This window comes from Rhodococcus sp. EPR-147 (assembly GCF_001647185.1).
GTDB lineage: Bacteria > Actinomycetota > Actinomycetes > Mycobacteriales > Mycobacteriaceae > Rhodococcoides.
In genome coordinates this window covers 1-14,171 of sequence record NZ_LVCU01000494.1, presented here as the reverse complement: position 1 = coordinate 14,171, position 14,171 = coordinate 1, and the positions used below count along the sequence as shown (strand labels likewise).

The window sequence follows — 14,171 nt, the reverse complement described above, 5'->3', positions numbered from 1 at the left end:
CGACCACATCACCGAGGCCGACGTGCGCCTGTTCACCACACTGGTGCGCTTCGATCCCGTCTATCACGGCCACTTCAAGTGCAACCGCAGCAAGCTCAGCGAGATCCCGGTGCTGTGGAACTACGCACGCGACCTGTTCCAGACCCCCGGATTCGGCGACACCGTCGACTTCGACCACATCAAGCGGCACTACTACGAGGTGCACACCGACATCAATCCGTCGGGCATCGTGCCGAACGGACCGGACCTGACCGGATGGCTCGAACCCCACGGCCGCGAAGCCCTGGGCGGATCACCCTTCGGCGACGGCACCGCTCCCCCGCCGCCGAAGCACGACGAACTCGTTCCGCCCGATCACTGGGTGCGTTGAACCCCAGGTTCGACCGGCAACCACACACGCGACCGAAAGAGACATCGATGGCAGGCAAGAAGGACGACGCACAGGTCGAGGTCTCGAACGGAGGCAAGCTCGAACGCGCGCTCGTCAACATCCTCGACAACGCCAGCCGCCTCCAGGGACCCGCCGTCGACAAATACGTCGCACACGTGCGTCGAGCACACCCGTACGACACCCCGGCGCAGATCATCGAACGGCTCGAGAAGCGATTTCTGCTCGCCGTCACCGGCAGCGGCTCCGCGGTGGGCGGTGCGGCGGCGATCCCCGGCGTCGGAACCGTCGCCTCGATCGCGGCGGTGGGCGCCGAAACCGCGTTCTTCATCGAGTCCTCGGCATTGCTGACGCTGTCGGTCGCGGCCGTCCACGGCATTCCCGTAGAGAATCACCAACAGCGACGCGCCCTGGTGCTCTCGGTCGCGCTGGGCGAATCGGGCATGCAGATCGTGCAGCGAACCGTCGGAAAGACTGCCAAGAACTGGGGACCGCTGATCACGTCCCGAATTCCCGGTGGATCGATGACCAGCATGAACAAGTCCTTGGTGAAGAAGTTCATCACCAAGTACCTCGCCAAACGCAGTGCGTTGTTGGTCGGCAAGTTGCTTCCCGCCGGAATCGGCGCGGCGATCGGCGGGGCGGGAAACCGCGCCGTCGGCAAGGGCGTCATCAAGAACGCCCGCGACGCCTTCGGTCCTCCGCCTGCCCGGTTCCCGGAGAACCGCATCATCGAGCCGGACGAATGAGGGCTTGCGGAATCTTCCCGAGCCCGAGGCGTTGACTCCGAACATGACTTCCACACCTGAACTCGGCAAGTACGGCGTCTGGCGACTGCATTCGGCGTTCACCCCGGAACTGTCGCGGGCGATCGAGTCCTTCGGCTACGGCACGATCTGGCTCGGCGGCTCACCGCCTGCGGATCTGACCACCACCGAAGAGATCCTCGACGCCACCGAGACGGTCGTCGTCGCCACCGGCATCGTCAACATCTGGTCGGACGCAGCGGCCGACGTCGCCGCGTCGTATCACCGGTTGGAGAGCAAGCACCCGGGCCGTTTCGTGCTCGGGATCGGTGCAGGCCACCCGGAGGCGACGCAGGAATACACCAAGCCGTACGACGCCTTGGTGGCCTACCTCGACGCTCTCGACGAGGCCGGAGTTCCGGTGGAACGACGCGTCCTGGCAGCCCTCGGACCGAGGGTGCTCGCGCTGGCAGCCGACCGCACCGCGGGTGCGCATCCGTACCTGACGACCCCCGAGCACACCCGAGATGCGCGAGAAGCATTAGGCCCGAACAAAATTCTGGCACCCGAGCACAAGGTGGTCCTCGAGTCGGATCCGGAGAAGGCGCGCTCGATCGGCCGACCACCGGTCAACAACCCGTACCTGCACCTGCGGAACTACACCAACAACCTGAACCGACTCGGCTACTCCGACGAGGAGATCGGCGACGGCGGCAGCGACCGACTGATCGACGCGTTGGTGGCGCACGGCACCGCCGACGCGATCGCAGCACGGTTGAACGAGCACCTCGACGCGGGTGCGTCGCACGTGACACTGCACTCGCTACCCGACCTGGCCGATCCGGTCGAGACGTACAGAGAGGTCGCCGCCGCGCTGCATCGCTGACCGAAGACGGCGCTCTCGAGGGCGATGTCGGGCGCACCCCGTAGCCTCGGGTACCGGTTGCCGCGAGCAGCCGGTACACGAGGTGACCAACGGCCAGGGGGATTGCGCGCAGATGACCAGCTATCCGGGAGCAGCGCTCGAGGCGCAGGCGCTGACCAAGCAGTTCGGCACCGTTCGCGCAGTGTCGGATCTGAGCTTCGTCGTCCCGCGCGGCACCGTCACCGGATTCCTCGGCCCCAACGGCTCGGGTAAGTCGACGACGCTGCGCATGCTCCTCGGGCTCGTTGCACCCACCTCGGGCATCGGCCTCGTCAACGGCGCGCCGTTCCGCACGACCGAACACCCGGCCCGCACGGTGGGGGCCGTCCTCGACTCGTTGAGCGTGCACCCCAAGCGCAGCGCTGCCCATCACCTGAATATCTACACCGCCGCGATCGGCGTACCCGACAGCCGCGCCCTCGACGTGCTGCGACTCGTCGGCCTCGGTGACGTTGCCGACCGCGCCGCAGGCGGCTTCTCCCTCGGCATGCGTCAACGCCTCACGCTGGCGACCGCGCTGCTGGGGGATCCGGAAATCCTCGTGCTCGACGAACCCGCGAACGGTCTGGACCCCGAGGGAATCGCCTGGCTGAGGGACTTCCTCAAGGCATACGCCGCATCGGGGCGAACGGTCCTGATATCGAGTCACATTCTGCGCGAGATCGAGCAGACCGTCGACAACCTGGTGATCGTCAGCGCCGGCTCGCTGAAATACCAGGGTTCCATCGCACAACTGCGGTCCACCCGCCCCAGCCGCGTGCTCGTCGCCGCCTCGGATCCGGCGAAACTGGCGCTCGCGTTGGCGTCGAACGGCTTCAACGATTCTCAACTGCTGTCCGACGGACGCATCGGCGTTGCCGGGACCGACGCGGCCACGATCGCCCGCATCGCAGCCGACGCCCAGGTGACGATCTTCGGGACCACGAGTGAACACGTCGACCTGGAGCAGGTGTTCCTGTCCATGACCGCGGGCCAGTACAACGCCGCACCCGTCCAACAGAACCCGTACGGCGGGCCGCCGCAGAGTTACGGCCCGCCGCCGCAGAGTTACGGCCCGCCGCCGCAGAGTTACGCTCCGCCGCAGAACTGGAACGGGGGCCCGCGATGAACGCGTTGCTGACGTCGGAGATCCGCAAGGTCACGACACTGAAGTTCTGGTGGGCACTGGCGATCGCGCCGATCGTCGTCGGAGTCTTCGCATCCGTCATCACGTCGGTGATCGCGAACCAGCTGGGCGAGTTCGAGGAGGACCTGGACATCTCCGGCGGGGTCGCCTCCATCGGTCTCTACGTCGCCGCCGGTGCCGCGATTCTGTTCGCCGGCATCTTCGGTGCCGTCAACACCGGAACCGAGTTCCGCCACCAGACCATCACCACCAGCTTCCTCACCGCTCGCGGCCGAGACGGAGTGATCGCCGCCAAGCTGATCGTCACTGCGTTGTTCGGCCTCGGATACGGCATGGTGGTGCTGCTGGCCAGCCTGATCTGCCTGCTGATCTTCAACGAGCGGACCGTGCTGCTCGACGGCGCGTTCATCGGCGTGGTGGCATCGTGCCTCCTCGCCGTGGTGCTGTGGTCGATCATCGGTGCCGGCCTCGGTCTGCTGCTCAAATCTCCGACGTGGGCCGCCGTCGTGCTCGTCGCCTGGCTCCCGTTCGGCGAGGGTCTGCTCTCGCTGATCCTGTTCGGACTCGGGCTCGGATCGGTCGCCGTGGCGCTTCCGTCGAACCTGACCCTGCCGACCATGGCGGCGACGCAACTCGACGACGCGGGCGACCTGGCGTCGTGGCCGTGGGCACCGCTCGGCCTCGCGCTGTGGGCGGCGATTCTCACCGGCGTCGGTTGGTTCCTGGCCCGCACTCGCGACATCGACTGAGGTCGGTACCGGGAGTGGAGCCTGCGGAACGACCCAGACAACCGGTCCCCACATTCGCAGGCCGACGCTGTCGGTGCCCGGGTCTACCGTGGTGAATCGATGGCACACAGTAATGCGGTGAAAGACCGTGCAGCGGCACCCCGACGCAGCTCGTCGACACTCGGCAGCGAAGAACCGTCGTCGGGTACCCGGCGTGGATGGATCAGACGTCTGATCGCGCAGTGCATGCTGCATCGCCGTACCGCACTGGGAGCCCTGGGCGTGACGATGATCGCGGCCGTGATCGACATTTCGTTCCCGCTGCTGACCCGAGTGGCGATCGACGACGCGACCGCAGGAAACGGCGAGAAGATCGCCACCGTCGCCGCCGCCATCGCACTGTTGGGTCTGGTCCGGTTCGCATGCCAATTCGGTCGACGCATGCTCGCCGGCCGGCTCTCGATCGACGTTCAGCACGATCTGCGCCTGGACCTGCTCGCGTCGCTGCAGCGGCTCGACGGTCGAAAGCAGGACGAGATCCGCACCGGCCAGGTCGTGTCGAGATCGATCACCGACCTGCAACTCGTGCAGGGTCTGCTGGCCATGGTGCCGCTGTCCGCGGGAGCCGTCCTGCAGTTCGTACTGGCGCTGGCAGTGATGGCGTATCTGTCGCCGCTGCTCACCGTTGTCGCGATACTCATCGTTCCTGCGGTCAGCATCGTGGTCTACCGAATGCGGCCCACTCTCTTCGCGGCCACCTGGTCGGCGCAACAACGCGCCGCCGATCTGGCTCAGCACGTCGAGGAAACCGTCACCGGCGTTCGAGTCGTCAAGGGCTTCGGCCAGGAAGCCCGCGCGGTGGATCGCATCGAGACGCTCGGTCGCACGCTCTTCGCCGAGCGCATGCGATCGGCGAAGATCAACTCGCGGTTCGCACCGTCGCTGGCCACCATTCCGCAACTCGGACTCGTCGGAGTCATCGCCCTGGGCGGCTATCTGGCCCTGCAGGGCCACATCACGATCGGCACGTTCCTGGCCTTCGCCACCTACGTCGCAACGCTGTCCGCCGTGACCCGCACCGTCTCGTCGGTGGTCATCATGGCTCAGCTCTCCCGCGCGGCCGTCGAGCGCGTCTACGAGGTGGTCGATACCCAGCCGTCCGACCCGGAACCGACCGCCCCCGTCGCATTGCCCGACGGCCCGCTCGGAGTCCGCATCTCCGAGGTGACCTTCGGGTTCGAGCCCGAACGCGATGTGCTGACCGGCCTGAATCTGACCATCTCGCCGGGTGAGACGGTGGCCGTCGTCGGCCACGCGGGCTCGGGAAAGACCGCTCTCGCCCTGCTGCTCCCCCGTTTCTATCGCCCCTCCGAGGGACAGATTGCGCTGACATCCGACGGAACGTCGTTCGATATCGACGACCTCGACTCGACGTCGCTCCGCGAGGCGGTCTCGCTGGTGTTCGACGAGCCGTTCCTCTTCTCGGACACCATCGCCGCCAACATCGCCCTCGGCAGGCCCGACGCCACAGCGGAGGAGATCGAGCATGCGGCGCGGCTGGCACAGGCATCGACCTTCATCGACGCGCTGCCCGAGGGGTACGACAGCCTCGTCGGCGAACGCGGACTCACCCTGTCCGGCGGCCAGCGCCAACGCATCGCACTGGCCCGTGCTCTTCTCGTCGAGCCTCGAATTCTGATCCTCGACGACGCCACCTCGGCAGTGGACGCCGAGACCGAGGCCGCCATCTTCGACGCGTTGCGTGGCGTCCGGACGCGCGCGACCCTCGTTCTCGCTCATCGCCGCTCGACCCTGACCCTGGCCGACCGCGTCGCCGTGCTCGACAACGGCCGCATCATCGACACCGGAACCGTCGACGAACTCGATCGGCGTTGTCCGTTGTTCCGGGCCCTCCTGGCCGGTGGAGACGGCGAGGAGAACGACGATCCCGGTGCGGAGCCGACCGTCGACCCCTCCGCCGACACGCTCTGGCCGGACACGGATCCGGAGTCGACGGTCGAGCCCGGCGCAGTCTCGACACCCGCGCCCGGAGGCGGCGGTGGTCACGGAACTGCGATGGCCGGGGCTTTCGGATCGCTCGCACCCACACCCGCCATATCCCGGGCAGTCGCGGCCCTGCCGCCTGCGACCGAGGATCCGGGCACATCCGGATCGCAGCTGCGTCGACCCGACCCGGAGTTCCGGCTGTCGAGACTGCTGAGCCCCGTGCGCTCGTTGCTCGCCGTCGTGGTGGTGCTTCTCGCGCTGGACTCACTGGCCTCGATCGCCTTCCCCTCGCTCGTTCGCTACGCGGTGGACAACGGAGTGGCGAGTGGAGACTCGAACACCCTGTGGATCGCCACCTCGATCGGCGTCGTGTTGGCAGCGGCGAGTTGGTTCGTCGTCTGCTGGACGACGGTGATCACCGCGCGGGCGGGTGAGCGAGTGCTCTTCGGACTCCGCGTCCGCAGCTACGCGCACATTCAGCGGCTCGGCCTCGACTACTACGAACGTGAGCTGTCGGGCCGCATCATGACCCGCATGACCACCGACGTCGACGCACTGTCGTCGTTCATTCAGACCGGGGCATCGACGGCCGTGGTGAGTGTGTTGACCGTCGTCGGTATCGCCGCCGCTCTGCTCGTCACCGACCCCACTCTCGGGCTGGTGGCGCTGGCTGTCGTGCCACCGCTTGCCGTGGCCACCGTGATCTTCCGGCGCATCTCCTCGGCGGCGTACTCGACGTCCCGCGAGCGAATCTCGATCGTCAACGCCGATTTCCAAGAGAACGTCACCGGCCTGCGCGCGGCACAGGCCTACCGGCGCGAGGAGTACGCCGCATCCCGATTCGCCGAACGCTCCGACCGCTACCGCGCGAGTCGAATGCGATCGCAGACCGCGCTCTCGGTGTTCTTCCCCCTCATCACGTTGCTCTCCGACATCGCCCTCGCCGTCGTCGTGTTCGTCGGCGCGCATCAGATCGCCACCGGCACCACCACCCCGGGCACGCTCGTGGCGTTCGTGCTCTATCTCGGGCTGCTCTTCGGACCCATCCAGCAGCTCTCGCAGGTGTTCGACGGTTACCAGCAGGCACGCGTCGGAGTCGGCCGCATCGGGGATCTCCTGCGCACCACGAGCTCGATCGAAACCTCCGCCGACGCGAACACCACCGCACTTCCCGGCGGACGCCTGCGCGCCGACATAGAACTCGTCGATGTCGGTTTCCGGTATGCCGGGGCCCACTCGGACGCCCTGAGTGAGGTAAATCTCACCATCCCCGCCGGGACCACCGTCGCCTTGGTCGGACGGACCGGCGCGGGCAAGTCCACGGTGGTGAAACTGCTGGCCCGCTTCTACGATCCGACCTCCGGATCGGTGCGGGTCGGCGGCCACGATCTACGCGACTATCGCCTCTCGGACTACCGCCACCGACTCGGCGTCGTACCGCAGGAAGCGCACCTGTTCACCGGAACCGTGGCGTCGAACATCGCCTACGGCAGACCCGATGCCAGCCGCACCGACATCGAGAACGCGGCACGCTCGGTGGGTGCTCTGAGCACCATCGCCGCACTTCGCGGCGGCATGCACCAACCCGTCGGTGAGCGCGGCCAAGGACTGTCCGCAGGTCAGCGACAGCTGATCGCACTGGCCAGGGCCGAGCTGGTCGACCCCGACCTGCTGCTCCTCGACGAGGCCACCGCCACGCTCGATCCCGCGACCGAACGCACCGTGCTCGCAGCCGGCAGTGCCGTCGCGCGGACCCGCACCGCAGTGGTCGTCGCGCACCGCTTGGCGACCGCCGCGCGGGCAGATCTGATCGTGGTGGTCGACGGCGGCCGTATCGTGGAAGTAGGTCGACATTCGGAGCTACGCACGCAGGGCGGCTTCTACGCGCAGCTGTGGACTGCAGCCGAAACGAACCGAGGGAATAATTCGATAATCGAAGGTGTCATCGACAACGAGGCCGATGGTTACCGGTGAGTACATATCACAGCTACGTCCCGGACGCACGTGAGCTGGACCAACGGTCTAGCCTGGACACGTACGCGCGCTGAACGGGAACGAAGACAGAAACGAGGCGAACTACTGCCGTGAGCAGCAGCTCTACTACCCAATTCGGACAAAACCAATGGCTGGTCGACGAGATGTACCAGCGATTCAAGCAGGACCCTTCATCCGTCGACGCGAGCTGGCACGAGTTTCTGACCGGTTACGACCCCGAGGCAGCAACCGACGAGACCGCCGGATCCAACGGTGCTGCCGGTAACGGCGCAGCCTCGAACGGTAGCTCGACCAAGTCCGCGCCTCCCGCAGCACCAGCGCCACCAGCCAAGCCGGCCGCCTCTGCTCCCGACAAGACCGACGCGCCGAAGGCCGCAGCACCCAAGGCCGCTCCGAAAGCCGCCGCTCCCAAGGCCGAGGCCGCGAAGCCTGCCGCTGCTGCCAAGCCTGCCGAGAAGAAGGCAGCGCCGGCCAAGCCCGCTCCCGCGAAGCCCGCCGCAGCCGAGTTCGGTGAAGAGTCGAGCAAGATTCTGCGCGGCGCTGCTGCCGCGGTGGCGAAGAACATGTCCGCCTCGTTGCAGATTCCCACCGCGACCAGCGTGCGTGCGATTCCGGCCAAGCTCATGGTCGACAACCGCCTCGTCATCAACAACCATCTCGCTCGTACCCGCGGCGGCAAGATCTCGTTCACACACCTGCTCGGCTACGCCATCGTGCAGGCCGTCAAGGCGTTCCCGAACATGAACCGCCACTTCGCCGAGGTCGACGGCAAGCCGAACGCCGTCACTCCGGCCGCGATCAACCTCGGTCTCGCCATCGACCTGCCCGGCAAGGACGGCAACCGTTCCCTCGTCGTCGCTGCCATCAAGAACACGCAGGACTTCACGTTCACGCAGTTCTACAACGCGTACGAGGACATCGTGCGTCGCGCTCGCGACGGCAAGCTCACCGGTGAGGACTTCCAGGGCGTCACCATCTCGCTGACCAACCCCGGTGGAATCGGAACCGTGCACTCGGTGCCGCGTCTGATGAACGGCCAGGGAGCCATCATCGGTGCCGGTGCCATGGAGTACCCGGCAGAGTTCCAGGGAGCCAGCGACGAGCGTCTCGCCGAGTTCGGCGTCGGCAAGCTCATGACGCTGACCTCGACGTACGACCACCGCATCATTCAGGGTGCGGAGTCGGGTGACTTCCTCAAGACGATCCACAACCTGCTGATCAGCGACGAGTTCTACGACGAGCTGTTCCACTCGCTGAAGATCCCCTACGAGCCCATTCGCTGGCGCAAGGATCTGCCCGAGGGCACGGTCGACAAGAACACCCGCGTGCTCGAGCTCATCGCGGCGTACCGCAACCGCGGTCACCTGATGGCCGACACCGATCCGCTGCAGTTCACCAAGGACAAGTTCCGGATGCATCCGGACCTCGACGTGATCAGCCACGACCTCACGCTGTGGGATCTCGACCGCGAATTCAAGGTCGGTGGATTCCACGGCAAGGACAAGATGAAGCTGCGGGACGTGCTCAGCGTTCTGCGCGACTCGTACTGCCGCCACGTGGGCGTCGAGTACACCCACATCCTCGAGACCGAGCAGGTCACCTGGCTGCAGGAACGCGTCGAGGCCAAGCACGTCAAACCGACTGTGGCGCAACAGAAGTACATTCTGAGCAAGCTCAACGCAGCCGAGGCGTTCGAGACGTTCCTGCAGACCAAGTACGTCGGGCAGAAGCGCTTCTCGCTCGAAGGTGCAGAGTCGGTCATCCCGATGATGGACTCCGTCATCGACCAGAGCGCCGAGTACGCCCTCGACGAGGTCGTCATCGGTATGCCGCACCGCGGTCGCCTCAACGTGCTCGCCAACATCGTCGGCAAGCCCTACTCGAAGATCTTCACCGAGTTCGAGGGCAACATGAACCCGGCCGCCGCACACGGCTCCGGCGACGTGAAGTACCACCTCGGTGCCGAGGGCACGTACATCCAGATGTTCGGTGACAACGACATCAAGGTCTCGCTCACCGCGAACCCGTCGCACCTCGAAGCCGTCGACCCGGTTCTCGAAGGCCTCGTCCGCGCCAAGCAGGACCTACTGGACAAGGGCACCGGCCAGGGCGGTTACTCCGTTCTGCCGCTGATGCTGCACGGAGACGCGGCATTCGCAGGCCAGGGCGTCGTCGCCGAGACGCTGAACCTGTCCGATCTGCGGGGCTACCGCACCGGCGGCACCGTGCACATCGTCGTCAACAACCAGGTCGGCTTCACCACGTCACCGGAGTTCTCGCGTTCGTCCGAGTACTGCACCGATGTGGCGAAGATGATCGCCGCGCCGATCTTCCACGTCAACGGCGACGACCCCGAGGCCTGCGCCTGGGTGGCTCAGCTGGCGGTGGACTTCCGTCAGAAGTTCCACAAGGACGTCGTCATCGACATGATCTGCTACCGCCGTCGCGGCCACAACGAGGGCGACGACCCCTCGATGACGCAGCCGGCGATGTACGACGTGATCGACACCAAGCGCAGCGTCCGCAAGAGCTACACCGAATCGCTCATCGGCCGTGGAGACATCTCGCTCAAGGAAGCCGAGGATGCACTTCGCGACTACCAGGGCCAGCTCGAACGCGTCTTCAACGAGGTACGCGAACTCGAGAAGTACACCCCGGAGCCCAGCGAATCGGTCGAACTCGACCAGCAGTTGCCTGCCAAGCTCACCACGGCCGTCGACAAGGCAGTGCTGCACCGCATCGGCGATGCGCACCTCGACGTTCCCGACGGATTCAACGTCCACCCGCGCGTCAAGCCGGTGCTCGAGAAGCGTCGCGAGATGGCGCACGAGGGCAAGGTCGACTGGGCCTTCGGCGAGCTGTTGGCGCTCGGATCGTTGGTGGACGAGGGACGCAACATCCGCTTCTCCGGCCAGGACACCCGACGCGGCACGTTCACCCAGCGTCACTCGGTGATCATCGACCGCAAGACCGGTGCCGAGTACACCCCGCTGCAGAACATCGGCAGTGACAACCCCGGCAAGTTCATGGTCTACGACTCCGCCCTCAGCGAGTTCGCCGCAGTCGGCTTCGAGTACGGCTACTCCGTGGGCAACCCGGACGCACTGGTGATGTGGGAAGCGCAGTTCGGCGACTTCGTCAACGGCGCGCAATCCATCATCGACGAGTTCATCTCGTCCGGCGAAGCCAAGTGGGGTCAGCTCTCCGACGTCGTGCTGCTGCTGCCGCACGGCCACGAGGGCCAGGGTCCCGACCACACGTCCGGACGCATCGAACGCTTCCTGACGCTGTGCGCCGAGGGCTCGATGACCGTCGCACTCCCCTCGACCCCCGCGAACTACTTCCACCTGCTGCGCAGGCACGCGCGTGACGGCATCCGTCGCCCGCTGATCGTCTTCACCCCGAAGTCGATGCTGCGCAACAAGGCAGCAGTGAGCAACATCGAGGACTTCACCGACGGCAAGTTCCACTCGGTGTTCGACGAGCCCACCTACGACACCGGCACCGGTGACCGCAGCGCGGTCAAGCGAGTGCTGATGGTCAGCGGCAAGCTCTACTACGAGCTGCTCGCACGCAAGCAGACGGACAACCGCGACGACGTCGCCATCGTCCGCATCGAGCAGCTCTACCCCGTGCCGGTCCGCCGCATCCGGGAAGCACTCGAAAGCTACCCGAATGCAACGGAATTCCGTTGGGTTCAGGAAGAGCCTGCGAACCAGGGTGCCTGGCCGTTCTTCGGTCTCGCGTTGCCCGAGCTCGTCCCCGAGAAGCTGGTCGGCATCAAGCGCATCTCGCGTCGCGCAATGTCCGCCCCGTCGTCAGGATCGAGCAAGGTGCACGCCGTCGAGCAACTCGAAATCATCGACGAGGCCTTCAACGCAGTCGGCGAAGGCTAGAAAATTCGACAACGACAGCGGCCCACTTCCTCGGAAGTGGGCCGCTGTTGTCGTTTCTGCACTCCCCCCGCTCCGCGTCAATGGACCATCACATGCGTCTGAGCAGTGCAACGGTCCATCCACGCAGAGTCAGTGGCTGAGTGAATGCACCGCTGCATACGTCTGGGAAGTGCAAGGGTCCATTGACGCGTGCGGGGCGGGGCGACGCGTGCGGGGCGACGGGCGGGGGGCCACCGACTGGATCAATGCGAGATTCAGTCGGTCAGACTGCAACGAAGGGACATTGATCCCAACCGGGGCGGGCGTCGGTCAGGCTGAGGCGTCGGCGTCGGTTCCCAGGAGTGCGGTGATCATTCCTGGAGCCAGTGCTACCGCGGGCAGAGCGTTGACGTTGAGGTCGATCAGTTCGTCGCGGCTCAGTTCGGGCGCGGTGAGCCAGTTGATGGTCGTTTCCTCGACGAATGCGATCCAGCCGCGAACGGCCAGCACGATGGTGGGGGTGACCTCGATGTCGAGTCCCCCGAGTTGCGCGACGGTTCGCTCGGCCATGGCGGAGCGGGTGTCCTCGAACAGCGCGCGCATCTGCGGGTCGCCACTGGGAGTGCCGCGCAGGAGCGAGACGTACATCTGCCGCTTGTCGGTGACGTAATCGACGTAGTTCGCGATGGAGTCGCGCAAAATCTCGTACGGTGGCAACGACGAATCGGGTGCGGTGCGCTCGAGCATGACGCGCGAGGATTCACGCACGATTTCGAGGTGGAACTCCTGCTTGGAGGCGAAGTAGTGGAACAGAAGACCTCGGGAGACGCCTGCTTGGTCTGCGATGTCCTCGACGGAGATCTGTTCGAGGGGGCGGTCGGCGAGCATTTCGGTGCCGAGCTCGATCAGTTGCGCTCGTCGTTGCTGCGGACTGAGTCTGGTCCTCTTCGTTGTCGATGTGCCGGGGCTGTTCACGAACGCCATGCAACCACCCTACTGAATGTTAGTCAATAACTATTGACTCACACTCAATAAGCTTCTACGCTCCCCTACATGAGTCTTCCCGTAACAGATACTTCGGACCGTGCAACGACGCCGCGTCACGTCGATACGCTGATCATCGGCAGCGGATTCGCCGGCCTCGGTGCCGCGATCAAGTTGACGAAGGCAGGCAAGAAGGACTTCGTCGTCATCGAACGCGGCCACGACGTCGGTGGCACCTGGCGCGACAACACCTACCCCGGTGCCGCCTGCGACGTGCCGTCGCACCTGTACTCCTACTCGTTCGCGTTGAACCCGAACTGGACGCGCTCGTTCTCCACGCAGCCCGAGATCCAGAAGTACATCGCCGGGGTGGCGCGCAAGTACGGCGTCATGGACAAGCACGTGTTCGGCACGGATGTGACCTCGGCCCGCTGGAACGCCGAGACCAACCGCTGGGACGTCGAGACCACCACGGGCAACTACACCGCGAAGATCGTCGTCTCCGCCGTCGGCGCGCTGTGTGAGCCGAACCTGCCCGACATCAAGGGAATTCACGACTTCAAGGGCGACGTCTTCCATTCGGCCCAGTGGAATCACGACGTCTCGCTCGCCGGCAAGCGCGTCGCCGTCATCGGTACCGGTGCCTCGGCGATTCAGATCGTGCCCGCCATCGCAGATCAGGTGAAGCACCTCGACGTGTACCAGCGCACCGCGCCGTGGATTCTTCCCCGCGCGGACCGCCCGTACACCAAGCTCGAACGCTTCGCCTTCAAGCACGTTCCCGGATTTCAGCGTCTCTCGCGGACCGGCATCTACGCGATGCGCGAGACGCAGGTCGTCGGACTGGCGAAGGCTCCGGCCTTCATGAAGCCGCTGCAGTGGGCGTCGGAGAACCACCTGCGCACGCAGATCAAGGACAAGACCCTCCGCGCGAAGGTCACGCCGAACTTCCGCATCGGCTGTAAGCGCATGCTGATCTCGAACGCGTACTACCCCGCGCTCGCCAAGAGCCACGTCGATCTCGTCACCGACGGCATCGCCGAGATCCGCGAGGGCTCCATCGTCACCAAGGACGGCACCGAACGCCCCATCGACGCGCTCGTCGTCGCCACCGGCTTCCACGTCACCGACTCCCCCGCCTACCACGGCATAACCGGCAAGGACGGCCGCACGCTGGCCGAAACCTTCGAGGACGGCGGTCAGCAGGGCTACAAGGGCGCGGCGGTCGCGAACTTCCCCAACATGTTCTTCCTGGTGGGCCCCAACACCGGCCTGGGCCACACGTCGATGGTGTTCATGATCGAGTCGCAGATCAACTACCTGGTCGACGCGTTGAACACCATCGACAAGCACGACATCGGCACCATCGAGGTGCGCAAGGACGTGCAGGACGAGTA

At 65.7% G+C, this 14,171-nt stretch carries 9 protein-coding genes; 8 read left to right on the top strand and 1 reads right to left on the bottom strand.

Translation table 11 applies throughout. The annotated features are described in order from the left end of the window. From A2J02_RS21250 to A2J02_RS21220, 7 genes are all read left to right on the top strand, one after another. On the top strand, nucleotides 1–370 hold a 370-nt coding region (locus tag A2J02_RS21250), incomplete at its 5' end, for a glutathione S-transferase C-terminal domain-containing protein (protein ID WP_331712064.1). Between the two features lie 47 nt (nucleotides 371–417). Beyond that, nucleotides 418–1,137 carry a hypothetical protein gene (locus A2J02_RS21245; RefSeq protein WP_068053198.1) on the top strand — a complete coding sequence of 240 codons (720 nt, stop codon included), beginning with the start codon at nucleotides 418–420 and terminating at the stop codon, nucleotides 1,135–1,137. A gap of 43 nt (nucleotides 1,138–1,180) precedes the next feature. Next, nucleotides 1,181–2,020: an LLM class F420-dependent oxidoreductase gene (locus A2J02_RS21240; protein WP_068053203.1), complete on the top strand. Its 840-nt coding sequence runs from the start codon at nucleotides 1,181–1,183 to the stop codon at nucleotides 2,018–2,020. Between the two features lie 112 nt (nucleotides 2,021–2,132). Further along, complete coding sequence (locus tag A2J02_RS21235; RefSeq protein WP_068053195.1) at nucleotides 2,133–3,167, top strand: ABC transporter ATP-binding protein; 1,035 nt, start codon at nucleotides 2,133–2,135, stop codon at nucleotides 3,165–3,167. After that, nucleotides 3,164–3,934 carry an ABC transporter permease gene (locus A2J02_RS21230; protein ID WP_068053192.1) on the top strand — a complete coding sequence of 257 codons (771 nt, stop codon included), beginning with the start codon at nucleotides 3,164–3,166 and terminating at the stop codon, nucleotides 3,932–3,934. Before A2J02_RS21235 ends, A2J02_RS21230 begins: the two co-directional genes overlap by 4 nt. Nucleotides 3,935–4,033: 99 nt before the next feature. Continuing rightward, a complete protein-coding gene (locus A2J02_RS21225) occupies nucleotides 4,034–7,894 on the top strand; it encodes an ABC transporter ATP-binding protein (RefSeq protein ID WP_442971493.1) in 3,861 nt (1,286 codons plus the stop codon). Nucleotides 7,895–8,004: 110 nt separating this feature from the next. Continuing rightward, nucleotides 8,005–11,811 carry a multifunctional oxoglutarate decarboxylase/oxoglutarate dehydrogenase thiamine pyrophosphate-binding subunit/dihydrolipoyllysine-residue succinyltransferase subunit gene (locus tag A2J02_RS21220; RefSeq protein ID WP_082899540.1) on the top strand — a complete coding sequence of 1,269 codons (3,807 nt, stop codon included), beginning with the start codon at nucleotides 8,005–8,007 and terminating at the stop codon, nucleotides 11,809–11,811. A gap of 309 nt (nucleotides 11,812–12,120) precedes the next feature. Here A2J02_RS21220 and A2J02_RS21215 read toward each other — a convergent pair whose 3' ends face one another. After that, nucleotides 12,121–12,774 (bottom strand): TetR/AcrR family transcriptional regulator, encoded by a 654-nt coding sequence (locus A2J02_RS21215; protein ID WP_068053185.1) that lies wholly within the window; start codon nucleotides 12,772–12,774, stop codon nucleotides 12,121–12,123. Between the two features lie 69 nt (nucleotides 12,775–12,843). Between A2J02_RS21215 and A2J02_RS21210 the strand changes: the two genes are divergently transcribed. Further along, nucleotides 12,844–14,171: flavin-containing monooxygenase (locus A2J02_RS21210; protein ID WP_068053182.1), on the top strand; the 1,328-nt coding region annotated here is incomplete at its 3' end.